General features: G+C 59.6%; 24 protein-coding genes. 15 read left to right on the forward strand and 9 right to left on the reverse strand.

The features are described 5' to 3' along the window. Positions 1 to 35: 35 nt before the first annotated feature. The 10 genes from Q4B98_RS02285 to Q4B98_RS02330 all read left to right on the forward strand — a co-directional run bounded on the left by Q4B98_RS02285 (position 36) and on the right by Q4B98_RS02330 (position 7,041). The gene (locus tag Q4B98_RS02285; protein ID WP_303195132.1) at positions 36 to 704 is read left to right on the forward strand and encodes a CDP-alcohol phosphatidyltransferase family protein; all 669 of its coding nucleotides are present in this window, start codon (positions 36 to 38) and stop codon (positions 702 to 704) included. A gap of 20 nt (positions 705 to 724) precedes the next feature. Next, positions 725 to 1,468, forward strand: coding sequence for a DUF881 domain-containing protein (locus tag Q4B98_RS02290; RefSeq protein WP_303195615.1), 744 nt, complete (start codon positions 725 to 727; stop codon positions 1,466 to 1,468). 42 nt (positions 1,469 to 1,510) lie between these two features. Continuing rightward, the gene (locus tag Q4B98_RS02295; protein WP_303195133.1) at positions 1,511 to 1,843 is read left to right on the forward strand and encodes a small basic family protein; all 333 of its coding nucleotides are present in this window, start codon (positions 1,511 to 1,513) and stop codon (positions 1,841 to 1,843) included. Beyond that, positions 1,836 to 2,588 carry a DUF881 domain-containing protein gene (locus Q4B98_RS02300; protein WP_303195134.1) on the forward strand — a complete coding sequence of 251 codons (753 nt, stop codon included), beginning with the start codon at positions 1,836 to 1,838 and terminating at the stop codon, positions 2,586 to 2,588. The genes Q4B98_RS02295 and Q4B98_RS02300 overlap by 8 nt, the downstream gene beginning before the upstream one ends. 62 nt (positions 2,589 to 2,650) lie before the next feature. Beyond that, entirely contained in the window at positions 2,651 to 3,043 is a 393-nt protein-coding gene (locus Q4B98_RS02305) for a glycine cleavage system protein H (protein ID WP_303195135.1), read from the forward strand. Between the two features lie 46 nt (positions 3,044 to 3,089). Continuing rightward, entirely contained in the window at positions 3,090 to 3,632 is a 543-nt protein-coding gene (locus Q4B98_RS02310) for an FHA domain-containing protein (protein WP_303195137.1), read from the forward strand. Continuing rightward, on the forward strand, positions 3,632 to 4,342 hold the full coding sequence (locus Q4B98_RS02315; RefSeq protein ID WP_303195139.1) for a MerR family transcriptional regulator: 711 nt from the start codon (positions 3,632 to 3,634) through the stop codon (positions 4,340 to 4,342). Before Q4B98_RS02310 ends, Q4B98_RS02315 begins: the two co-directional genes overlap by 1 nt. A gap of 63 nt (positions 4,343 to 4,405) precedes the next feature. After that, on the forward strand, positions 4,406 to 4,885 hold the full coding sequence (locus Q4B98_RS02320; protein ID WP_303195140.1) for a bifunctional nuclease family protein: 480 nt from the start codon (positions 4,406 to 4,408) through the stop codon (positions 4,883 to 4,885). Between the two features lie 183 nt (positions 4,886 to 5,068). Continuing rightward, positions 5,069 to 5,656: a MerR family transcriptional regulator gene (locus Q4B98_RS02325; protein WP_303195142.1), complete on the forward strand. Its 588-nt coding sequence runs from the start codon at positions 5,069 to 5,071 to the stop codon at positions 5,654 to 5,656. A 134-nt stretch (positions 5,657 to 5,790) separates the two neighbouring features. Then, positions 5,791 to 7,041 carry a YhjD/YihY/BrkB family envelope integrity protein gene (locus tag Q4B98_RS02330; RefSeq protein ID WP_303195617.1) on the forward strand — a complete coding sequence of 417 codons (1,251 nt, stop codon included), beginning with the start codon at positions 5,791 to 5,793 and terminating at the stop codon, positions 7,039 to 7,041. 75 nt (positions 7,042 to 7,116) lie between these two features. On the opposite strand, the gene Q4B98_RS02335 is transcribed toward Q4B98_RS02330, so the two are convergent. Continuing rightward, on the reverse strand, positions 7,117 to 8,319 hold the full coding sequence (locus Q4B98_RS02335; protein WP_303195144.1) for a pyrophosphate--fructose-6-phosphate 1-phosphotransferase: 1,203 nt from the start codon (positions 8,317 to 8,319) through the stop codon (positions 7,117 to 7,119). A gap of 269 nt (positions 8,320 to 8,588) precedes the next feature. On the opposite strand from Q4B98_RS02335, the gene Q4B98_RS02340 reads away from it, so the two are divergent. From Q4B98_RS02340 to Q4B98_RS02350, 3 genes are read left to right on the forward strand one after another with little or no spacing between them, the layout of a single operon-like run. Then, positions 8,589 to 8,909, forward strand: a complete 321-nt coding sequence (locus tag Q4B98_RS02340) for a hypothetical protein (RefSeq protein ID WP_303195618.1) — start codon at positions 8,589 to 8,591, stop codon at positions 8,907 to 8,909. A 37-nt stretch (positions 8,910 to 8,946) separates the two neighbouring features. Then, complete coding sequence (locus Q4B98_RS02345) at positions 8,947 to 9,567, forward strand: L-threonylcarbamoyladenylate synthase (RefSeq protein ID WP_303195146.1); 621 nt, start codon at positions 8,947 to 8,949, stop codon at positions 9,565 to 9,567. Positions 9,568 to 9,622: 55 nt separating this feature from the next. Continuing rightward, positions 9,623 to 10,297: a 5'-methylthioadenosine/adenosylhomocysteine nucleosidase gene (locus tag Q4B98_RS02350; RefSeq protein WP_303195620.1), complete on the forward strand. Its 675-nt coding sequence runs from the start codon at positions 9,623 to 9,625 to the stop codon at positions 10,295 to 10,297. Positions 10,298 to 10,307: 10 nt separating this feature from the next. Here Q4B98_RS02350 and Q4B98_RS02355 read toward each other — a convergent pair whose 3' ends face one another. From Q4B98_RS02355 to Q4B98_RS02375, 5 genes are read right to left on the reverse strand one after another with little or no spacing between them, the layout of a single operon-like run. Then, positions 10,308 to 11,219 carry a diacylglycerol kinase family protein gene (locus Q4B98_RS02355; RefSeq protein ID WP_303195148.1) on the reverse strand — a complete coding sequence of 304 codons (912 nt, stop codon included), beginning with the start codon at positions 11,217 to 11,219 and terminating at the stop codon, positions 10,308 to 10,310. Positions 11,220 to 11,263: 44 nt separating this feature from the next. Next, on the reverse strand, positions 11,264 to 11,914 hold the full coding sequence (locus Q4B98_RS02360) for a YigZ family protein (protein WP_303195150.1): 651 nt from the start codon (positions 11,912 to 11,914) through the stop codon (positions 11,264 to 11,266). Continuing rightward, positions 11,911 to 13,665, reverse strand: coding sequence for an FUSC family protein (locus Q4B98_RS02365; protein WP_303195152.1), 1,755 nt, complete (start codon positions 13,663 to 13,665; stop codon positions 11,911 to 11,913). The genes Q4B98_RS02360 and Q4B98_RS02365 overlap by 4 nt, the downstream gene beginning before the upstream one ends. After that, positions 13,662 to 15,194, reverse strand: a complete 1,533-nt coding sequence (locus Q4B98_RS02370) for an Hsp70 family protein (protein WP_303195154.1) — start codon at positions 15,192 to 15,194, stop codon at positions 13,662 to 13,664. The genes Q4B98_RS02365 and Q4B98_RS02370 overlap by 4 nt, the downstream gene beginning before the upstream one ends. Before the next feature lie 29 nt (positions 15,195 to 15,223). Continuing rightward, entirely contained in the window at positions 15,224 to 16,243 is a 1,020-nt protein-coding gene (locus Q4B98_RS02375; protein ID WP_303195156.1) for a PAC2 family protein, read from the reverse strand. A gap of 422 nt (positions 16,244 to 16,665) precedes the next feature. On the opposite strand from Q4B98_RS02375, the gene Q4B98_RS02380 reads away from it, so the two are divergent. Then, on the forward strand, positions 16,666 to 17,169 hold the full coding sequence (locus Q4B98_RS02380) for a peptidylprolyl isomerase (protein ID WP_303195622.1): 504 nt from the start codon (positions 16,666 to 16,668) through the stop codon (positions 17,167 to 17,169). 3 nt (positions 17,170 to 17,172) lie between these two features. Here Q4B98_RS02380 and Q4B98_RS02385 read toward each other — a convergent pair whose 3' ends face one another. Together Q4B98_RS02385 and Q4B98_RS02390 are read right to left on the reverse strand one after the other, a co-directional pair. Next, a complete protein-coding gene (locus Q4B98_RS02385; protein WP_303195158.1) occupies positions 17,173 to 17,991 on the reverse strand; it encodes an alpha/beta fold hydrolase in 819 nt (272 codons plus the stop codon). Further along, on the reverse strand, positions 17,988 to 18,278 hold the full coding sequence (locus Q4B98_RS02390) for a hypothetical protein (RefSeq protein WP_303195160.1): 291 nt from the start codon (positions 18,276 to 18,278) through the stop codon (positions 17,988 to 17,990). Before Q4B98_RS02390 ends, Q4B98_RS02385 begins: the two co-directional genes overlap by 4 nt. Before the next feature lie 90 nt (positions 18,279 to 18,368). Between Q4B98_RS02390 and nucS the strand changes: the two genes are divergently transcribed. Next, positions 18,369 to 19,076, forward strand: a complete 708-nt coding sequence (gene nucS / locus Q4B98_RS02395; RefSeq protein WP_303195623.1) for an endonuclease NucS — start codon at positions 18,369 to 18,371, stop codon at positions 19,074 to 19,076. An 84-nt stretch (positions 19,077 to 19,160) separates the two neighbouring features. On the opposite strand, the gene Q4B98_RS02400 is transcribed toward nucS, so the two are convergent. After that, positions 19,161 to 20,504 (reverse strand): DivIVA domain-containing protein, encoded by a 1,344-nt coding sequence (locus Q4B98_RS02400; protein WP_303195161.1) that lies wholly within the window; start codon positions 20,502 to 20,504, stop codon positions 19,161 to 19,163. Between the last annotated feature and the right edge of the window lie 19 nt (positions 20,505 to 20,523).

Raw genomic sequence — 20,523 nt, forward strand, 5'->3', positions numbered from 1 at the left:
CATGGCGTGGCCAGGCTCTCGAATGACTAGGTTGAATGGCTAGGGTGGAGTTCGTGACGCGCACTCTGCCGCCTGACGAAGTGTCTAAGGCCAATCCGTGGGACACCGATCGCTTCTGGACGGTTCCCAACGTCTTGTCGGTGATCCGTCTCATCGGTGTGCCAGTCTTCTTGTGGCTCGCACTGGGGCCACGCGAGGATGGCTGGGCTGTCGCGGTGCTTGCTATTGCAGGTGTCACTGACTGGCTGGATGGCAAGATCGCTCGTCGGTGGCACCAGATTTCGCGGATCGGCCAAATGCTTGACCCCGTCGCCGATCGTCTCTACATCTTTGCCACGGTCATTGCGCTGACTCTGCGTGACGTCATCCCGCTGTGGTTGGTTGTTGTGCTTGTTGCACGCGACGTATGTATGGCAGGCCTGGTTCCGGCTTTGCGGACTCGAGGTTTTACCTCGCTGCCGGTGCACTTTGTCGGTAAGGCGGCCACCTTCTGTCTGCTGTACTCCTTCCCGCTGGTGCTGCTGGGACACTTCGGGACCGGAGGGTGGACGGTGTGCCGGGTCCTGGGGTGGGCCTTCGCAATCTGGGGGACGGCGTTGTACTGGTGGGCCTTCTTGCTCTACTTCGTCCAGACCGTTCAGATCGTGCGCACTTTGCCTCGTGTCGAACCTCGGGGTGTCGAACACCGGGGTGAACTGTCGTGAAACAGCGCCCTGACGCGTCGATGGATCTGCTGCGGGAGGTCCGTTCCCAGGCTTTGGACCAGGGATATCAGGAGTATCAGGACCGCCATCCTGCCAGCAGGAAACGGCGTCCCATCGGGGTTGCCTCCGTCGTCATCTTGCTTGTTACCGGAGTGCTCATTGGGATCGCATGGCGCTCAACAGCTGCCCGGGCACCACTGGATGCGCGAGAACGTAAGAATTTGGTGTCCCATGTGCAATCAGCTCAGGCCCATGAATCAGCTCAACATGGTGAGTTGGCCAAGTTGCGGGCCTCAGTGGACGCTATGAAAGCTGCTGCTTCGACACCCATTGACGACAAAGCGGGTCAGGACTCCGCGATGATTCCGATGACGGGCCCAGGGGTAAAGGTCGTCCTCAACGACACCGATGCTGCTCCGGAGGATGAACTCGGTGACGCCGACCTGCGTAAACTTGTCAACGCGTTGTGGCAATCCGGAGCAGAAGCTGTGGCCATCAACGGTCACCGGATTGGGCCACGCACAGCGATCCGATCGGCTGGATCAGCAATTACCGTCGACTACGTTTCTCTTTCTCAGCCTTACATCATTGAGGTTATTGGTTCTCCTCAGACAATCCCGGCGAAACTGGCTGACACCTCTGGAGGTCGTTGGATGGCCTATCTGAGGGATAATTCATCGATTACCTATACGGTGGCCACGATGGATCGGGTTTCGGTGCCGGGGTCGAAAGCGTCGGTGAGTCATGCGAGCCCGCACCGATGACGGTGAGACGATGAACGGCGTCGGCAGACAGGAAGGACACCCATGATTGCGCTGATCGGTTTGGTCGTAGGAATCATTATCGGCATCCTGGTGAACCCGACTCTGCCTCCCGGCCTGCAGCCGTACCTGCCGATTATGATCGTCGCTGCCCTTGACGCCATTTTCGGGGCGGTGCGCGCCTATTTGGCCCACACTTTCTCCGATCGCGTCTTCGTCGTCTCCTTCCTCTCGAATGTCGCCATTGCGGCCCTCATCGTCTGGGTGGGTGACCAGATTGGTGTGGGTTCGCAGTTGTCGACTGCGGTCGTCGTCGTGCTCGGGATCCGGATTTTCACCAATGCCGCTGCTATTCGGCGCGAGGTGCTTCATGCCTGAGCACCACGACCCGAGAGTGCGGACCAAGCGGCACTGGCGCAAAATTGGCAAGGATCTGACCTCGGTGTCGACCGGGCAAATCGTCGTTGCCGTTATCTTGTGTCTGTGTTCATTCATGGTCGTCACCCAGGTGCGTTCCCACCACAACCAGGACGCTTACTCCACCATGAGCAGAGCGGATTTGGTGACCATGCTGGACACCCTCTCGGAATCGTCCCGTCAGCTGGATTCCGAAATCGCTGATCTGCGTGCCACGATGAGGGAACTTCAGTCGGGAGCGAATTCACGCAAGGTCGCGCAGCAGGAGGCTCAGGACCAACTGGCCGGGGCACAGGTTTTGGCCGGTACGGTGCCAGTTCATGGCCCTGGAATCACGATCACCATCGACGACCCGGATGAGAAAGTGACTTCAGACATGATGCTCGACGCTGTTGAGGAGATGCGCGACGCTGGAGCTGAAGCCATGGTTCTCAATAACACAGTTCGGATCGTTGCCAACACGTGGTTTGCCGCCAGTCCCGACGGCCTACAGGTCAGTGAAACAACGATCAGCCGCCCTTATACTCTGACTGTTATCGGGGAGCCTCATGCCTTGCAGGAAGGGGCGCGTTTTCGAGGCGGTTTGGTCTCTCAGATGGAGTCAGACAAGGTGGGAGCGTCTGTCGAGATCACGACCTCGCAGGACCTCACCATTTCGGCGGTTGCCCATCCGCGCGCGATGACCCACGCCACACCGGTGAGATGACCCAGGCATTGAGGCGCTGAGAGCGGTAGTCTGCCAATACGAGGATTTCCGTCGGCCGTGTCATGGAGGTGACGATGACCGAGATTCCCGATGATGTGCTGTGCACCTCGGACCACCTGTGGATTAGACCCGGTAATGGTGACAGGGTGCGCGTCGGAGTCACGGCGCTCCTCCTTGACCAGTTTGGGCCGGTGGAGTCGGTGTCCCTTCCCGACGACGGACAGGAGGTCGTTGCTGGGGATATGTGCGGCAGTCTGGAATTCTCGTCTCGTAGCTGGGAGCTTGTTTCTCCGGTCGCTGGGGAGGTTGTCTTGGTCAACGAGTCAGTTGACGTCGACGTGCTTGAGGCAGACCCGTGGGGTGACGGATGGCTCTTTGATATGAGATTGTCCGACCCCGAAGAGCTCGACAAGTTGCTTGACCCGGACGAATACTTCGCGAGCATGGGGGAGTGACCCCTAAAATGGCTATTCCCGAGACCCCGAGAGCGAGGACGCGAACATGAATAAGTGCCCCATGTGCGGCCACGTCAATGAAGATGGCGCAAACTTCTGCTCCCGGTGCGGGACTCGGCTTGGAGTGCCCATCGACACTCCTGGGGATAACACCGGTGTCATTCCGGCCATTACCGATTCATCGGCGGTTGAGGAGACCTCTCCTAATCTCGATCTGCCTGCTGATGTGTTGCAGGACATCGCCTCCTTGCCGGCTGAGAACGCCATGCTGGTGGTACGACGCGGACCGAACCTTGGCGCGCAGTTCCTGCTCGATCAGGATGAGACGACCGCCGGACGATCCACCCGCTCCGACATCTTTCTCGATGACATTACGGTTTCTCGCCACCATGTGAAGTTCATTCGTCAGCCTGATGGCCGCATGATTATTGAGGACCAAGGCAGTCTCAACGGCACCTACGTCAACCGCACTCTGGTCGATGGTTCTGCGGTGCTGCGAGATGGTGACGAGGTGCAAATTGGTAAGTTCCGAATGACGTACCACACCGGTGGAACAGCGTCTGCTGGCAGCGGGGCTGGTCGCGTCTGATGTCACGATCTGTCCGCACTATCGGGCAGGTGATGAAGACTCTCAAACCGGATTTCCCCGATCTGAGCATTTCCAAGATCCGATTCCTAGAGTCTGAGGGCCTGCTGTCCCCTGAAAGGGCACCGTCGGGATACCGTAAGTACTCTGACTCTGACGTCGAGAGATTGCGGTACATCTTGACGTGTCAGCGTGATCATTTTCAGCCGCTGCGTGTCATTCGCGATCATCTGGAGATGATGGACCGGGGCGAAGAGCCTCCGGTGGCCGAAGCACCGCCGTTGCCGACCGAGAGCGAGGGGACATCGGCTCCGAAGGCTCCGACAGGTCCGGGAATCGTCCAGACTCGTGGCCCCATCAAGATGAATCGGCGTGAGCTGATCCGGGCCTCGGGTATCACTGAGGCCTTGCTCATCGAGCTAGAGCGTCACCAGCTGGTGCGTCCCAAGAGAGGAACCTCATATTTTGGGCAGGAGGCTCTTGTTATCTGTGTTGCAGCCCGACGGCTTTCTGTCTATGGCATGGATACCCGTCATATGCGTGCCATTCGGCAGGCCGCTGAGCATGAGGCCGGTCTCATCGAGCAGGCCCTCATCCCTCATGCTCGTCACCCCGAGCAGGCTTCCAAGATCGCTGCCGAGACGACCAAGGTGATGATGCACGCCCATACGGCAATGGTCTACGACATGTTGGAGCATTGGTCTGCCAACTAGGTACTGATCCTTCAGTGTTGTTGGACCAACGGATCGACGCACTGCCCGCGCTAGGCTGGCCGTATGGTCTTGCTCGAGGTTGCCGAGATCCGGACCGAGCCTGTTTCCGGGGCGGCGGTGCTGCTGTTGCGTGAGGTCGAGGGTCGCCGTCATCTTGCGTTGTGGATCGCAGAGCCAGAGAAGTTGGCCATCACCGATGCCCTCGAGGAGAAGGAGCCGATTCGGCCTTACACCCATGACCTACTTGCGCGGGTGATTGCGGTGCTGTGTGAGGAGGAACCACAGTGCATCATCACAAAGGTTGAAGACGGTATCTGGTATGGCGAGTTGGTGCTGGGGGAGATGAGGATTGATGCTCGGCCCTCAGACTTGGTCGCTCTGGCCCTGCGTCTTCCGGTACCGATCTGGTGTACCGACGAGGTTATCTCCTCGGCTGGAATTCTTCTTGACGCTGGCCCGGAAGACGCTGTAGAGGAGTTCCGACACTTCCTCGATGAAGTCAGCCCGGACGACTTCGGACCTGGACCCTCGACCTCTGGTTAACCTTGAGACCAAGGTAAGACCCCTAGTCAATCGAGTTTTCGTAGCTGAAGTGTGAGGGCGCTGCGAAGCTCTCGGCGTGGCTGGGAGCGCGATCGAGGCTCGCGCCGTAGCGTCGAGGGCGTTCGACGGGGCAATCAGACTCCGCCGCTAAGACCGTGAACAGAACTGGTGAAGGGTGACGAGATGGCAACGGCCGATGAGCAGTCGAGTGTTGAAACTCCCCTCAGCGGCCCCGCGCGTCGTGGCCAAGACGCCCTCTTCGAGGGTGACTTCGCTCCCATGCCAGATGACATCGGATTCCGAGGGCCTGTCGCGTCCGGCGCAGCTGGCATAACGTATCGTCAGCTCGACTACTGGGCCCGAACTGGGTTGGTTCGTCCGGAGATTCGAGCTGCGCGCGGTTCGGGTAGTCAGCGGCTGTATTCCTTCCGTGACATCCTCATGCTCAAGGTCGTCAAACGTCTGCTCGATGCCGGTGTCTCCTTGCAGCAGATCCGGGTTGCCATTGACCATCTGCGCAGCAATGGCGTCGAGGACCTCTCTCGGGTCACCCTGATGAGCGACGGAGTATCCGTCTACGAGTGCACGAGCGACAATGAGGTCATTGATCTGTTGCATGGCGGTCAGGGAATGTTCGCCATTGCTCTGGGAGGAGTCTGGCGAGACGTCCAGGGAAGTCTCGCTGAGCTACCGAGCGAGCGTCTCAACCCGACTGACGACGAGCAGCTCGACGAGTTCACTGCCAGAAGAATCGCCAAGCACGCCTCCTGAACTGGCGGGGAATTGAGGGGAGGTTGTCCCCGGAATTCCTGATGTGCGTGGTCGTTAGGTGTGCAGCGAGGGTGTCTTCCATGGAATGATTCGCGATGAGGAGGCCCCTTGTGAAGGACACGATCGCCGCGATCATGAAGCGGCCCGGCATCGCTCATCTGCTGCGAGCCCACACCCGGTTTACCCGACGCCTCGGCAACCATTTCGCTGCGTCGATCACCTATTTCACGATGTTGGCGATTGTCCCGGTCATCGCATTCGCGTTTGCCATGCTGGGATTGGTTCTGAGCCGGTTGAGTCCGTATCTGCTCAACCAGGTGGTTGATTCAGTCGTGGATTTGGCTACGCAGCAGGCCGACAAGGATCACATTCGCGGCATTATCGAGAACGCGATGAAGGTCGGCGGATCGATTTGGGCTTTCATCGTCTCCATCCTCACCGCGCTGTGGGCTGGAATCGGCTGGGTCGGAAATATCCGTAAAGGAATTCAGGCGGAATGGGCTCCCGACTTTGACATGGTGGCCGATGACCGTGGGTTTTTGCGCGCCAAGCTGTCCGATATGTTGGCATTCCTGGGGCTGCTTCTGGTGAGCCTGCTGACGATCATCACATCCCAGGTTGGCTCCTCGATGGCCGGTCTGCTGGCCAGGTGGACTGGTCTCGACACCGTTCCTGGTCATGGCCTGTTGCTGACTTTGGCAGGTCTGCTGGCCACGACGATTTCCGGTTGGTTGCTCTTCATTTTCTTGTACACCGTTATGCCGCATGGCAAGCCGGTGTGGCGTCCGATTCTGAAGGGGTCTGTGGTTGCAGGTTTAGCTCTGGCTCTCCTGCAGGTTGGTGCTGGATATCTTGTTCAGGCATTCAGCTCCAACAAGGCTGTGCAGGCTTTCGGGTCGGTCATCATCATCATGCTGGTTTTCGACCTCGTTGCTCGCTTGATTCTCTTCATCGCGTCGTGGATCGCGACTGCCAACCAGCCAGCGGTTGCCAAGGAGTGGAACGCCTGTGATGAACCTCTGCTCGGCAGTGACGACTGCAGGACTGTTGACGGGCACTGGGAAGCCGCTTTGGTCGACCGTGCCCGCAAGCAGGCCGAGAAGGACGAAAAGGACGGTAAGGAGGTCCCTCAGCAGGTCGGCAGGTACCGGGTCGTCGAGGGTGCCCCTCGGCAGGTCGATGATGAAGAGGGGACTCCTGCCAGAGGCGTTGCTGATTTGATGTCAGCGACCTTGACCGGCCACCAAAACACTCAGCTTCCGGGAGTCGTCCATCGGGCACCGGAGCCACAGCGGGATACCAGGATTATTCAGCGGACCATTCACTTCGTTGTGACGGCTGGTCTGGCCGTGGGTGCCTTCTTCCTGGGTAGACGTCAGGGCTGAACTGGTCGAAGGGTGGGGGCGAGACGTTGTTCGCTCCCACCCTTCGTGAATCAAAGGATGATTACTGCACTCACCTCAGTGGGCCTGGCCGATTTCGTCGAGCATCGTGACGAACCAATCCGTCTTGGTGTCGAAGGGCTTGCCGCCCTTAATGCGGTCGAAGGCGATGTTGGTGAGTTCGTCGCCATTCTCCTCGTCCTGGCCGATGACGCCGGGTTTGCCGGCGAGAGCGCAGTCGACGGCCAGATCGGTGCAGCGACCGATGAGTTCAAGGTCGGCCTCATTGGACGCAGCCGAACGAGAGAAATAACCCGACTTCTGGACCATGACCTTCTCGGCACCCAGCTTCTCGGCGAACTGCTTGCCGAACCAGGCACCCGGGTTGACTTTGTCGAGTTTGACGTGGCCAAAGGGATCTCGCGGAACCTCTTGTCCGGCCTTTTCCATCTCCTCGATGATGGCGTCGAGACCAGCACCTTCGGACAGGAAGATGGTGACGTTACCGATTTCGTCCATGACTTTATTGAGTCGTGCAGCCTCAGCCTCGAGGTCGATGTGGGCCTCCGGGACGTAGACGGCGTGGACGTCCCAGGCTTCCTTGGACAGGCCGATTTCGGGCAGCCACTGCTGGCTATCCAGCCATTCGCGGTACTTGGCAGCCGTCGCAGCGGTCAGCCAGCCACAGTTACGTCCCATGACTTCGTGGACGATGAGCATACGAGAACCCGAATTGTGTTCACCAACGATGTTCTGGGCGAAGCGGGAGCCTTGCTCGGCGGCGGTCCAGGCACCAAGAGACTGGCGGATCGGGATGACGTCGTTGTCGATGGTCTTGGGCAGACCGACGACGGTCAATCCGTAGTCGTGTTCGGCCAGGTAGGCGGCCAGATCAGCGGCGGTGGTGTTGGTGTCGTCACCTCCGATGGTGTGCAGGACGTCTACTCCGTCGGCGACCAGACGATCGGCGGCAACCTTGAGGGGATCGTCACCCTCGTCAACGAGACCTCGCTTGACCAGGTCAGCTGCGTTGGTGAGCTTGACGCGGGAGTTGCCGATCGGGGAACCACCGAAACGCTTGAGAATTTCGGCATTCTTGCGAACCGTATCAGTGACCTCGAGGAAGTCTCCCTTGAGCAGGCCCTCGTAGCCATGCTTGTAGGCGATGATCTCGACTTCGGGGGCGACCTCGGTGTAGCGCTGGATCAAACCACTGATTGCCGTGGACAGGCAAGGTGCAAATCCACCAGCGGTGAGGAGGGCGACTTTCTTGACGGTCATGGGGAACCTTTCATTCGACGTGCGATGACGCTATTAAGCCTATGGCACGAGTCGAGACGACACACCAGGGGACTAAAAGTCAACCCTTTTCAGCAAGCACAAAGTCGTGCTGGTCTGTGAGCATGACGAGTCATGGGTTATCGCGTCTTGGGTTATTGCCTCTGGTCAGCGTCACAGCGACGGGCACTTCTCGCCGACACAGAGAGCGCGGCGTGAGCTTGTCCGTCGTCGTCACCATCGTGCTTCCGGTCCTTCTTATTGCTGCCGGAGTGGCTGTGGACGGGGCAGAACAAGCGAGAGCAGCTCGTATAGCGCACACTGTGGCGGCAGAGGCAGCTCGGGCTGGATGTGAGGCGGGATCAGCTGCTCAACTGGTGGGACAGGATGGTTCGGGTCTCGCTCGCCAGGCTGCGCAAGAGTCGGCCCGAAGCGCTGGAGCCGAGAGAATGAGTCAGCTGGTGATTGAGGTCAGGGGAGACGCCGTCAGTGTCGCAACTGAAGTTACGAGACCAACTCGCCTGCTGTCGCTTATCGGTGTGACGGAGGTTCATGGGCAGGCTCACGAATTATGCACCTTGGTTCCTCGCTAACTGCTACGCGGTGCCGCTGCGGCGATACGATGGCAGGGTGTCCACGTACTTCCCGGTGCACCCGGAGAATCCGCAGCAGCGCTCCCTCAATCAGGTCGTCGATATCCTGCGCGACGGCGGGCTGATTGCATACCCGACCGATTCTGGTTACGCATTCGGGGCACGACTGGGAAACAAGGACGCTCTGGACCGGATACGCAAGCTTCGTGAGTTGTCTGACAAGCACCATTTCACCATGGTGATGAGCGAGTTCGCCCACGTCGGCCAGTACGTTCAGATGGATAACTGGGTGTTCCGAGCTGTCAAAGCGGCAGTTCCCGGGCGATACACCTTTATCCTCAAGGCAACCCGAGACGTGCCGAAGGTCATGTTGCATCCACGCAAGAAAACTGTGGGTGTCAGGGTGCCCCAGCACGTGACGGCCTTGTCGCTGTTGCAGACTCTCGATGAACCCATTGTGTCGTCGACCCTTATTCTGCCGGGACAAGAGGACCCCATGACTGACGGGTGGCAGGTCCAGGACACCATCGGTGACTATCTGGATGCCGTTATTGATTCTGGTGACTGTGGTATCGAACCGACGACGGTGGTTGATTTCACCTCGGGGGAGGCAGTTATTACGCGCCGCGGGGCCGGTGATCCGACCCCCTTCGAGTGATCGGTTCCTGGAATTGTGATAGCTGACTGACGAAGGGTTTGACGTGCTTGGCCTGATGGGGGCAATGGAGGATGAGGTTCGCCTTATTCGTGAGGACCTTGACGGTGTTGTCGAAGTGGATGGTCCGTGCGAACTGCTGCGCGGCCACTTGGACGCAACAGCGGTAGTGCTGGCCAAGTGCGGTATTGGCAAGGTGAATGCAGCTCTGGCGGCCTCGGCCATGGTCCAAGCTGGTGCTACCAGCATTGTGTTTACCGGTGTTGCTGGTGCCGTGGCTCCCGGTCTGGGAATTGGTGACGTCGTTGTCGGGGACAAATTCCAGCAACACGACGCCGACGACACAGCCTTTGGAGACCCCATTGGCACCGTCCCCGGGGAGCCGGCGTTCTGGAAGCCAGATCCGCAGCTTTTCGCCAAGGTCTTTCAGACCCTGCGATCTTTGGAGGAGCCACGCGGCCACCAGGTTGTGGCCGGCACCATCGTCAGTGGGGATCAGTTCATTGCTCAGGCCGAGAAGGTCGCGTGGTTACGCACGACCTTCAACGCCAGCGCGGTCGAGATGGAGGGGGCAGCCCTGGCGCAGGCTGCCAGCCACCTCGGGGTGCCTTTCGCCGTCGTTCGAATCCTGTCCGATTCCGCTGACGGTGAGGCTGTCTCCGACTTCCCGGCCTTTCTCAATGACGCCGCTCATCGCGGACGCGACTTTGCTCACGCCTTGGCTCGGGCTTGATCGGCTGCTGTCAGGCTCGCACCAGCAGGGCACCGGGGGCCACCCGTGTCCTCATCGTCATTACCTTGCCCACCGGATCACCATCAACCTCGGCAAGGATCGGCCCGGAACCGGACTTCACCAGCGCTGTTCGCGAGGTGGCGTGACGCACGAGACGGTGTCCGTGGCGGTGCCGGGTGACGAAGTGGTTGAAAACGGCGACCCACCCGACGATCCCGTGGGGAGACAGGGTGAGCACATCTAGGTTGCCGTCATCGATGCGACCGTCGGGTACGAGGTCGACCCCACCGGGCAGGACGGAGCAGTTACACACCAACACCGTGCGAGCCCTTGTGACCACCGGTTTACGACCATTGACGCTGACACGAGCCTGGAATCCACGCTGAATGAGGGTCTGGGCTCCTGAGGCCACATAAGCCAGCCAGCCGATCTTGTCTTTCAGACGGTCATCGGTGCCGGCCATCGTTTGAGCATCCATGCCCATGCCAATGATGACGGTGAAGCATATTTCCTCGGACTCGTCGAAACGGACGTAACCGAGGTCGATGGCTCGCACGGGGCGAGTCAGCGCGGCATCGAGGGAAGCGCCTAGATCGGTGTGGGGCAAGCCGAGATTGCGAGCCAACAGGTTGCCCGTCCCCATGCCCAAGATTCCCATCGGGACTCCGGTACCTGCCAGACCAGCCGCTACCTGACGAATCGTCCCGTCGCCGCCCAAAGCCAAGACGAGATCGGCTCCGTCATTGGCTGCCTGCTCGGCCAAACCCTGGCCGAAGTCATCATCGGTGGTGGCAAGGAAATATGGAGTAACTCCCACATGCTCCTGACATTTACTCTCAATGAGAGCGCGCCACTGGGGATTGTTGGCACTCTTTACCGAGTTGTGGATGACCGCCACGGTGCGCGGCTGAGATGTGTGCACCCCGTCAGCCTAGGACATCATCGCAGTTCGCAGACTTTGCCGTCTCAATGCGTGAGGTCAACCCATCGCTGCGTGCTTGGGGTCAGATCCACGGTACGGCCGAGCAGTTCGGCCAGCACGACTGCCATATGGTCGGCTTGCCCGGTTCGACACGCCAGCGTAAGGATGGCCCCCTCTGGCGTGTAATCGACCGACGTGACCTGGTGTCCGGCAGCACGGATGACACCTTCTTCGCGGCCTGCCTGGCGTAGGTCGAGGCGAGTCGTGAAAATGTCCATGAGGACCCGTTTATGCAGCTTTGCCGAGTCCAGAGCGTTGGTCACCGCGTTGCCATAGGCGCGGGTCAGCCCGCCAGCTCCGAGCTTGATCCCGCCGAACCAGCGACTCGTGACTGCAACCACGTCAGAAAGGCGAGACTCATTGCCGGTGTGTGACGCTGTCAGGGCATTCAAGGTCGGTATTCCAGCTGTTCCAGCAGGTTCGCCGTCATCGCTGCAGCGCTGAGAGTGACGATCGGGTCCAAGGACGAAGGCGGACACGTGGTGGCGGGCGTCGTGGCCCTCTCGTCTGGCTTGAGCAATGATCTCGCGAGCCTGTTCCTCGGTCTCGACGCGGACTAGTCGGGTTCGGAAGATCGAGCGTTTGATGTCGAGTTCAGCTACGGCTGGGGCTGATAGGACGGTGTATTCGTTCACGAGACTCCTGGGATGGAGCTAATCATGTCGAGGCGGATTCTCTCCATCTCCTTGGCGACGTTATGCGCATCGAGGTTATGGCTGGAGATCGGGGGCAGTCCGGTGATAAAGATGGCGATATCGGCCAGCACCCGGTGAACCCATGGTACCGGTTTGTCGATCGTGTGCCAGCACACCGCGAGCAGGTCATAACCGGTTTCGGTGACGGTGCGGTCAACCTTGGACCAGTCCTGCAAAGCTTGTGGCGCGTCTGGTCGGGTGGCCGAGAGTAGAGCAGATCCACGGACCAGCTCGTGAACCATCTGATTGCGTTCCACCTGGGCTTCTGGGGTGCTGGTACGCCCATCTGCCAGTGATCTCAATACAGGCATCATCGAGCGCAACGTGCGACGGTATTGACTGCGTACAAGCAGCACAGGTGCCCTTCGGCCAACGACGTGAATCGTGATGATCCCCACGGCCAGACCGACGACCGTCTCAAGGATTCTGTCCCGGGCCAGCTGGTACATCTCATCGGGTTGGGTGAGCGGGGTCATGAGCAGTGCGAAGCAGGTGATGAAGATACAGGCAATGCCGTAATTGCGGGTGACTAGGGCCTGCATGACCCACAGGAAGATGATAATCAAGCCAATTTGGACCCATCCTGACGGTCCCAAGGCCGCCACAGCCAGATAGAGCGCCAGACCAATGCTTGTCCCGAGTACACGGTGAAGTGCCTTGATAGTCATATCGGATCGGGTGGCGTCCATGTGCATGAGAATCAGCACGCTGAGGATGGCCCAGTAGGGATGGCTGGAGGGCAGCAGGATGATGAGCAAGGCAGCGAAGAAGACGCCGGTGGCTGCTCGAAGTGCCAGCATGGTCGGTCGGGAGCCACGCTCCAGCGCGGTTCGGAGGAGGTAACTGGTTTTCGGCCGTCCCAGCGGGGTCCGGTCCAGATGGTCTGGAAGTGACATATCGGCGGACGGAAACGCTTCCAACCGCAGCTTGTGTTCCAACCGCATATGGGCGGTGACCAGGCGGGCTCTCAGTTCGGACAGCTCGGACTTCTCCGATGGATTGTCAGCCCCGGATGAGTGACCGTCGTTGTAAGCCCACCAGGCCTGATGGATGGCAGCATGTGCGGCCGAGCGTAACCGGGCGATGTCGTGGCTGTCGGCGTCCTCATCGGGCTCGCAATAATTGTTGACGGCTGTCTCGGCCTTCTCGACGGCGATCCGTACCGGCCGGTGGGGCGAGATGAAGGAGATCATCATCGACACCACGGCAGCGATGAGGAAAGATGGGCCGGTCGAGGTGAAGATTGTTGTGATGGACCACCCATGACTGGCCATGTAGGCACCAAACGCCCCGGCAAAGAGGATGTTGAGGGGCCCCGGCGGACCTAGCTGCAGAGCGTGCCAAGTCCAGATAATGACGAGGCTCCACGCAGCCAGGATGAGCGGCATGAACCACTCCACCCTCATGGACAACAGGCCGAGATACTGGGACAAGACCGTCGCTATTCCCACGCCTATCAGGATTCGAGCGCGTGACAGCGGAGCGTTGGTGTTGCCTGCCAGCGCGCCCATGGCACCCAACATTCCCATGGTTGCATGGGTCGGGTTGGTGATGAGCGCCATCGTCACCAAAGACACTGCTATCGGAGTGATGATGATGACCGCCTGCTTGTTTCGACCTGGAGCCGGGCGAATCGTGACTAGTCTGTGCAGCAGCTGTCGTATTGACGATGGCTTGTCGGACTGGCTCATCGACGCACCATGCTGGTGCTTGCCATACCAGTGGGTGTCGTACCGTTGCTTGTCGTACCAGTGTTTGTCGTAGTGGGGCGGCCCATAGTGACGGCAGTCGACCACCCAGTGTCGACATCGGTGATGGTTGCTGTGACCATACCGGTTTCGAAGATCGTGTAGAGCTCTTCAATGAGGTGACCGTTGTCGACCTCGTGGACGTCAACCTGGTCAGCGTCGAGCTGGGTGTCGCAGTGTTGCAGGGCCTCATCGAAGGGGAAGACGACCGTGGCGAAGGGAACGAGATCTCCTACTGGTTCACCATTAGTGTCAGTTCGGGAGAACTCCACGAAGCGGAAGACACCAATATTGTGACGGCAGCGGTAGGTTCGCGTGATAGTTGTTGTCCCCGAGAGCCGAGTGCTCTGGTCGGTGAGGACGTCAAAGCCGATGCCTTTTCCGGATTCGGTCTCACGAAACACCCCAAAACCACGGGAGAGACGGTCACGAATACCTAACGTGTCCGCGTCTGCGGCGATGGCCAGACCGATCGCGGTGGCAGACGTTGGGTTGGGAGAGCGGTGGACTCGTCGCCCGAAGAGTTCGCGTAGACGGCGGGGAACGATCGGCAGGGAGGTGGCGCCTCCGACCAGGTGGATACCGGCAACATCTGAGTCGGCGTTGTTGAGCAGCGAAGACAGCGGCTCCATGGTCTCGATGGTGCGATCAACCAGTGGCTGGCACACTTCAGCCACCTCGGAGACCGGAATGCGCAGGGTCGTCGAGTCGAGGTCCACCAGGAGGTTGCGCGACTGAGGACGCAGAGCCTCCTTGGCGACCCGGCATGACTCGACGAGTTCATCGCGATCAACAGACGTCTTGTCAAGATGACGGGCGGCCAGATCGGCCAGCACCTCGTCGAAATCGTCTCCGCCGAGATCATTGAGCCCAACCGAGTCGAGAACCTCAGGACTCTGGCTGGCCATGTTGACCAAGGACGCGTCGAAGGTGCCCCCGCCGAGGTCATAGATGATGACCCGGGTGCGTTTGGAATTGAGATTGCGAGCCTGACGCAGGGCGAATTCCAGCCCTGCTGCGGAAGGCTCATTGACAAGGCCGAGTACCTCAATACCGGCCTGACGTGCAGCGTCCATCGTTACCAGACGTTGCCCGGTGTGAGCGTGAGCTGGGACGCCGAGGACAGCGCGGTGGGGGCCAGGGACGTCTGTGCACGAGATGACGTGGCGTAAGAAGTCGGCCCACAGATCGACCAATGAGATTTCCATCTCCCCGATGTGTACCCGGGTTGACGGGCCAGCACCAGGGGCTGCCAAAAGCCGCTTCACCGAGCGCACACCGGGAGCCCCATCAGCCATTGCCCGGCGGGCCTCAAAGCCGTGAACGAGGGATCCATCGACGACTGCGGTCACGCTAGGAAGGTGGTCGTGTGAATCGCCTTCGGTGTCGAAGAAAGGCAGCAGGGGGTGGTTTCCGTTGTCAACAGCAGCCACTGCAGTGTAGGTGGTACCCAAGTCGATTCCCAGATCCATGGTCGCAAGTCTATGGCTGGGTACCGACACTATTCGTCTGGCTCTCCTCCGCGACGGGGACGGTAGTCGCTCGTATCGTCGTCAGAGTCACCGTCGTTACCATGTCGCGGGCCAGACGGATTGCTATCGGGGCCGGAATCGTCCTTGTGGTCGTCCATGTCGTCGATGGAGCGCAGGTAATCCTCGATTTCGGCACCGATGTCGTCAGCGTCAGGAATGGTGACCTCAGTGGTCCCGAGTTCGCGCTGGGCGATCCGCGAGTCGTACTGTTCCTCGAGTGCTCGAAGCATGGCCTTGAGTTCCTCGGACTTGTCGACTTGGGCGTCGATCTCGGCGCGGACAGTCTTGGCGGCCATCGCCAGAACATTGATGGGTAGTGCCAGACCAGTTGCGCCACGCAGAGCCTCAACCAGGGCCCGGGATGATTCCGGGTAGTCGAGGTCAGCCAAGTAGTGGGGCACATGGGATGCCAGACCGATGACGGCGTGGTTGGTGTCACCCAACTGTTGCCCCAAGACAACCGGGAAGGACGCTGGCATCTGAATGCGGCCGAACGGCGAGGTAGATCCCAGAATGAGTTCAGGACGTGACGCCCATCGGGTGACCATGGCGGGCCGAGTATGAGGGGTCGGAACCGGAATCGAATCAGTGATGACCGTCAGACGGATACCTATGGAGTCCACGAGGTTCGTCAACGACGACACCAAGGACTCCCAACCTAGAGCCGGTTCAGGTCCGTCGAGGAGCAGGAAGGCTTGTCCGAGTTGATCTGTGACCTCGTGAAGGACCAGACGAGGACGTTCATAACCCTCGAAATGGTCCGTATCAAAGATGATGGGCTGACGGGAATCGCGATGATCTAGCAGGAAGTCAATATCGAATTCACCAAGCTCGTGGTGGGGGAGCTGTGAGAAGATCGCGTCGCGTACCCGTGCTTGTACCCGTCCGGTGTCACCGAAAGACTGTACCAGGGTGATGAGGGCGGACACCTCCTGATCGGGACCCACGATTCCGGGATGCCAGCTGAAGCGCTCGTTCTGCTGATCCATGGGCGTCCTCCTTTCCGAGCAATCCCAAGTTGGTATAACTCTGTGAGTCCTCACTCTATTCCGTCTCAAGGGTGGGTAGCCTGACCGCGTTGCCAACCGACAGAAGGACGGACTACATGAGGATGACGCGCCGGGCCGCCAGCGCTGCCGCCGTCGCGGGCTTGTCCCTGCTTGCAGCATGTTCACAAACCGGCGGAGAAGTGCCCGGGGTCAGCGATTCCGCCGATCGTTGGTGGACGGCTTCTCCCTCAGCGGCGAGCCAACCTGCCAGCGCCCTGGAAGTCAAGCCCTCAGACAACAAGGCTGCGGAAAACAAGCAGGCTTCCGGTCCTGTTTCGACGACGGCTGCCACACCGACCCCAGCGGCAGCCAGTGGCCCGTGTGGTTACGCCGTGACCGGCAAAGCAGCTCGCCCGGTTGACATGCCTCGATCCGATCAGATCGAGAGAACAGGATCGACAACCGTGACGTTGACGATCAATGATGCGCCGGTGGTGCTGACAGTAGATCGCGCCCCCGCCCCATGTGCCGCGAACTCCTTCGTGTCTCTGGCTGAGCAAGGGTTTTACAACGACACCTCGTGTCACAAGCTGTCGACCGGAGCCACGAAGTACCTGCAGTGCGGCGATCCCTCCGGTACCGGTAACGGTGGTCCTGGTTACTCCTATCCGGTTGATAAGGGGGCCAAGACCGGAGGATCAATCGGCGCGGGAACTCTAGTTTTGGTGGCAGATTCCCACCACCGTCTCGGATCGCAATTCGCCTTGGTCTACGGGGATTCCACACTGCCGGATTCCTTCCTCGTCATCGGCAGTATTGATCGCGAGGGCGTCGACAGTATCTCTGACATCGCTGATGAGGGGGTCGCTGGAGACGGGAGTTCTCCCAAAGTCGATACCCGTATCGGTTCGGTGGTGATGGGCTGAGTCTCAGCAGAAAGCTGAGCCTTTCCGGTGGCGCGATAGAAAAGCAGCCAGGACCTGTACGAAAACTCCGGGTTGGTCCGAATGCACCCAATGACCAGAGTTTTTTACTCGAATCCGGTTCACCTGGGGAAAGAACTCATGCATGGCCTGGGAATGATCTGGGCCAACGTAAGCAGAATCCTCGGCAGTTATCCACAACACCGGTCCATCCCAGGTTGCGTTGACTGGCGGCCAGGAGCCAATGTCAGACAGCCCGTTTCCCAACAGGTCAAGGTTCATTTGCCAGTACCAGTGATCGTTCTCACCGGTCTCATGGCGTAAGTTCTGCAACAGAAACTGGCGGATCGTCGGGGAAGGAACCTCGTCGGACATCTGTTCTTCAGCCTGTTTGCGGGTGGTCAGACCGCTCAGATCTACCGACTTCATGGCGTGGACAAGGGGGGCCAACCGGGTGAGAGGAGAACTTACCGGCGCCATGTCGACAACAGTGAGGCTGTGAGCCAGGCTCGGATAGTCCAACACTGTTCGCATGACGACCTTGCCACCCATCGAATGACCTAGCAGATGTACCGGGCGATCCCCGCTGGTCGTCGTCACCGTCTCAGCGAGGGATTCGGCCATAGCGGGATATGACAATTCCTGGGTCCACGGCGAACGGCCATGGTTGGGCAGGTCGACCAGGATGCACCGGTAGGCGTCAGGATCGGTGGCGAGGAGATCTTTAGCTACTCGGGTGAAGTTCTTTCCCTGCCCGAAAACCCCGTGGCACCAGTAGACGTCCTGTTCGCCGTTACCAAGGATGGTCAGGTGAAGCTCATTCATGGACGCGACCTCCAACACCCGGTATGCCAGTGACGACGTTCCTCGACCGGAGACATAGAGAACATCGACGGTTCGTGCGGCCAGGCAACGACATGTGGGGTCCCCGGCTGGATGGGATGGAGACACCCAGGACACGTGTAAACCTTAAGAGCACGGTCGGCAGGCACCATGCGTACCACGTGTTGACCGTCCCTCTTGTGTTCAGAATGTGGATGACTGGCCGCATTGAGGGGTCGAGGCCGACGCTGCCACTTGCGTGAACCATGATGACGACCCATATGGTCCATTGTGCCGCACCTGGGGTCGGCGGCGACGATGGTGACAACAACTATGAGGCTTTAGAGGTTCGAGATAGCGGTGCAGTAGAGTCCGACATTGTGCGCCTTGTCATTGCCCCATGCCAGGTCGACTACACCGGCCGTCTCACCGCTCATCTGCCGTGGGCGAAACGGCTCATCGTCGTCAAGTCAGACAATTCGGTAAGTGTCCATGCCGACGATCGGGCATACAAACCGCTGAACTGGATGAGTTCCCCGTGTACCTTGACTATCCGTCCTTGCCGATCTGACGAGCCTGCTGTTGGTGTTGACGCCGACATCGAGGAGGTTTGGGAGGTTGACGCTCCTACCGGAGACCACCTGCAAATCTTGCTGGGTACGAAGATTCTTGACGTGACTGAAGAGCTGGGGGTTGATCCTGGCTTGCAGAAGGATGGAGTGGAGGCCCATCTTCAGCAGCTACTTGCCGAGAATCCGGACACCTTCGGAGAAGGCTGGTCCTTGGTTCGACGCGAGTACATGACCCCTATTGGTCCAGTGGACTTGTTATGTCGTGACGCCGAAGGTGTGTACGTGGCCGTCGAGGTCAAAAGGCGCGGCGAGATCGACGGGGTAGAGCAGCTCACCCGCTATCTCGACCTGATGAACCGTGACCACCTGCTGGGTGATCGGGTGAGGGGAGTATTCGCGGCTCAGAAGATCAAGCCGCAGGCGCGCACTCTGGCCGCCGATCGCGGAATCGAGTGCGTCACCGTAGACTATGACGCCCTACGTGGCATGGACCACCCGGAAGACCGGTTGTTCTGAGTTCAGGTCATTGCCGGTTTCAGCTGAAAGGTGTGGTCCTCGATCAGATGGCCGAGGACCATCGACACTCCGGGAACGTACCTCTCAGCTTTGGGACTTGACGTCGAGAATCTGGGTCCTTTCATCATCGGACTCAGTGTTATCTGATTCCGTGTCATCAGAACCAGGCTGTTGAGCAGCGGTAGCCCCATTGTGTCTCTCGCCGTTCTTGGCCCCGTCATCGCGAACTGCTGGAAGCACCTGAGTGGCCTGATCGTTGACGGTCGGGGGATTGGTGTTGGTCTTGTGAGCCGGATTGATGATGACGGTAGCGCTCTCGGTGCCATCAGATTCCGATTGCTCAGCGAATGGATCAGTATCTGGATAATCGTTTTCGGCTTCAGCTGCCAGTGCCTTGAGGTTGCTGAGCTGGGCGATGACGGTCTTCTTGCGCTGAAGTAGAGCAGCGGTCTCGCGTTCCAACTGCTCCTTGCGCCAGGCGTATTGCTCTTCCAGGCGTTCCTTCATCATGGCTGCCTGACGGTGAGCCGTGGCAATGCGGTTCTCCGCGTCGCGGGCGGCCTGGTTGCGAGTGGACTCAGCCTCCTCGAGTGCGCTTTGACGGATGGAGTCTGCCTCTTCGGTGCTCTTGGCCACGGCTTCGCTGCTGGCTTCCTGATGCGCCTTGGCCTGTTTGAGCAGCTCATTGATCTTGGCCATGGCCTGGTCGTGGCTGGTGTGAGCCTCTGCGGTAATGGCTGCGGTCTCCTCCCGGGCCTTCTGGGTAATCTCGGCAGCCTCATGGCGGGCGGACTGAGTGATTTCAGCAGCCTCGGACTGGGCTTTCTCAATCATCTGCGCAACCTGGGCGCGGGCGTTTTGGTCAATGACCGACGCCTTGGTACGGGCCTCGGTAACGATGGCCTCGGCATGGGTCCCGGCCTGTTCGACGATGGTTCGGGCTTGTAGCCGCGCCTGCTCGACGGCGGCTCGGGAATCCTTGGCAGCCTGGTCACGCAGCTCACGTTGATTAGCCAGCCCGGCAACGCGAATGTCGTCGGCCTCGGTCTGGGCAGCAGCACGCATATCAGCAGCGACCCGGCGGCCCTCCTCCTTGATTCGCTCGGCTTCGTTGCCGGCGTTGGCGACGATCTCCTTGGCCTGTGCTTCGGCAGCGGTGAGGATTTCGGTGGCGTGAACGCCCAGACGCTTGAAGTCGCTCTGAGTGGCTTCAGCCTGGGCCTGAGAGACTTGCCCGCGTAGGTGCCGGGTGAGTTGTTTGAGAGTTGAAACCTGTTGTTCGATCTCCCGGACATAGTTGTCGACGCTGGTGCGGTCGTAACCCCACATCGCATGGGTGAAACTTCCGGCCGCGCTGGCGGTGTCATCGAAGAGGTTGAGTCCGGTGTCCTCGTCGAACTGGCCGTCAGAAACGTCTTTTGTGCTCACCGATGGTCCCCTTCCATTA

The sequence above is a fragment of the Cutibacterium sp. genome (genome assembly GCF_030525615.1).
Taxonomy (GTDB): Bacteria; Actinomycetota; Actinomycetes; order Propionibacteriales; family Propionibacteriaceae; genus Cutibacterium.

Bases quoted from the DNA above. Each gene is read 5' to 3' on its own strand.
- Q4B98_RS02370 (WP_303195154.1), bottom strand. From the start codon at position 15,194: ATGGATCTGGGAATCGACTTGGGTACCACCTACACTGCAGTGGCTGCT.
- Q4B98_RS02320 (WP_303195140.1), top strand. From the start codon at position 4,406: ATGGTCTTGCTCGAGGTTGCCGAGATCCGGACCGAGCCTGTTTCCGGG.
- Q4B98_RS02325 (WP_303195142.1), top strand. From the start codon at position 5,069: ATGGCAACGGCCGATGAGCAGTCGAGTGTTGAAACTCCCCTCAGCGGC.
- Q4B98_RS02305 (WP_303195135.1), top strand. From the start codon at position 2,651: ATGGAGGTGACGATGACCGAGATTCCCGATGATGTGCTGTGCACCTCG.
- Q4B98_RS02290 (WP_303195615.1), top strand. From the start codon at position 725: ATGGATCTGCTGCGGGAGGTCCGTTCCCAGGCTTTGGACCAGGGATAT.
- Q4B98_RS02295 (WP_303195133.1), top strand. From the start codon at position 1,511: ATGATTGCGCTGATCGGTTTGGTCGTAGGAATCATTATCGGCATCCTG.
- Q4B98_RS02315 (WP_303195139.1), top strand. From the start codon at position 3,632: ATGTCACGATCTGTCCGCACTATCGGGCAGGTGATGAAGACTCTCAAA.
- Q4B98_RS02285 (WP_303195132.1), top strand. From the start codon at position 36: ATGGCTAGGGTGGAGTTCGTGACGCGCACTCTGCCGCCTGACGAAGTG.
- Q4B98_RS02310 (WP_303195137.1), top strand. From the start codon at position 3,090: ATGAATAAGTGCCCCATGTGCGGCCACGTCAATGAAGATGGCGCAAAC.
- Q4B98_RS02350 (WP_303195620.1), top strand. From the start codon at position 9,623: ATGGGGGCAATGGAGGATGAGGTTCGCCTTATTCGTGAGGACCTTGAC.
- Q4B98_RS02330 (WP_303195617.1), top strand. From the start codon at position 5,791: ATGAAGCGGCCCGGCATCGCTCATCTGCTGCGAGCCCACACCCGGTTT.
- Q4B98_RS02375 (WP_303195156.1), bottom strand. From the start codon at position 16,243: ATGGATCAGCAGAACGAGCGCTTCAGCTGGCATCCCGGAATCGTGGGT.
- Q4B98_RS02335 (WP_303195144.1), bottom strand. From the start codon at position 8,319: ATGACCGTCAAGAAAGTCGCCCTCCTCACCGCTGGTGGATTTGCACCT.
- Q4B98_RS02365 (WP_303195152.1), bottom strand. From the start codon at position 13,665: ATGAGCCAGTCCGACAAGCCATCGTCAATACGACAGCTGCTGCACAGA.
- Q4B98_RS02390 (WP_303195160.1), bottom strand. From the start codon at position 18,278: ATGGACCATATGGGTCGTCATCATGGTTCACGCAAGTGGCAGCGTCGG.
- Q4B98_RS02380 (WP_303195622.1), top strand. From the start codon at position 16,666: ATGCCTCGATCCGATCAGATCGAGAGAACAGGATCGACAACCGTGACG.
- Q4B98_RS02385 (WP_303195158.1), bottom strand. From the start codon at position 17,991: ATGAATGAGCTTCACCTGACCATCCTTGGTAACGGCGAACAGGACGTC.
- Q4B98_RS02300 (WP_303195134.1), top strand. From the start codon at position 1,836: ATGCCTGAGCACCACGACCCGAGAGTGCGGACCAAGCGGCACTGGCGC.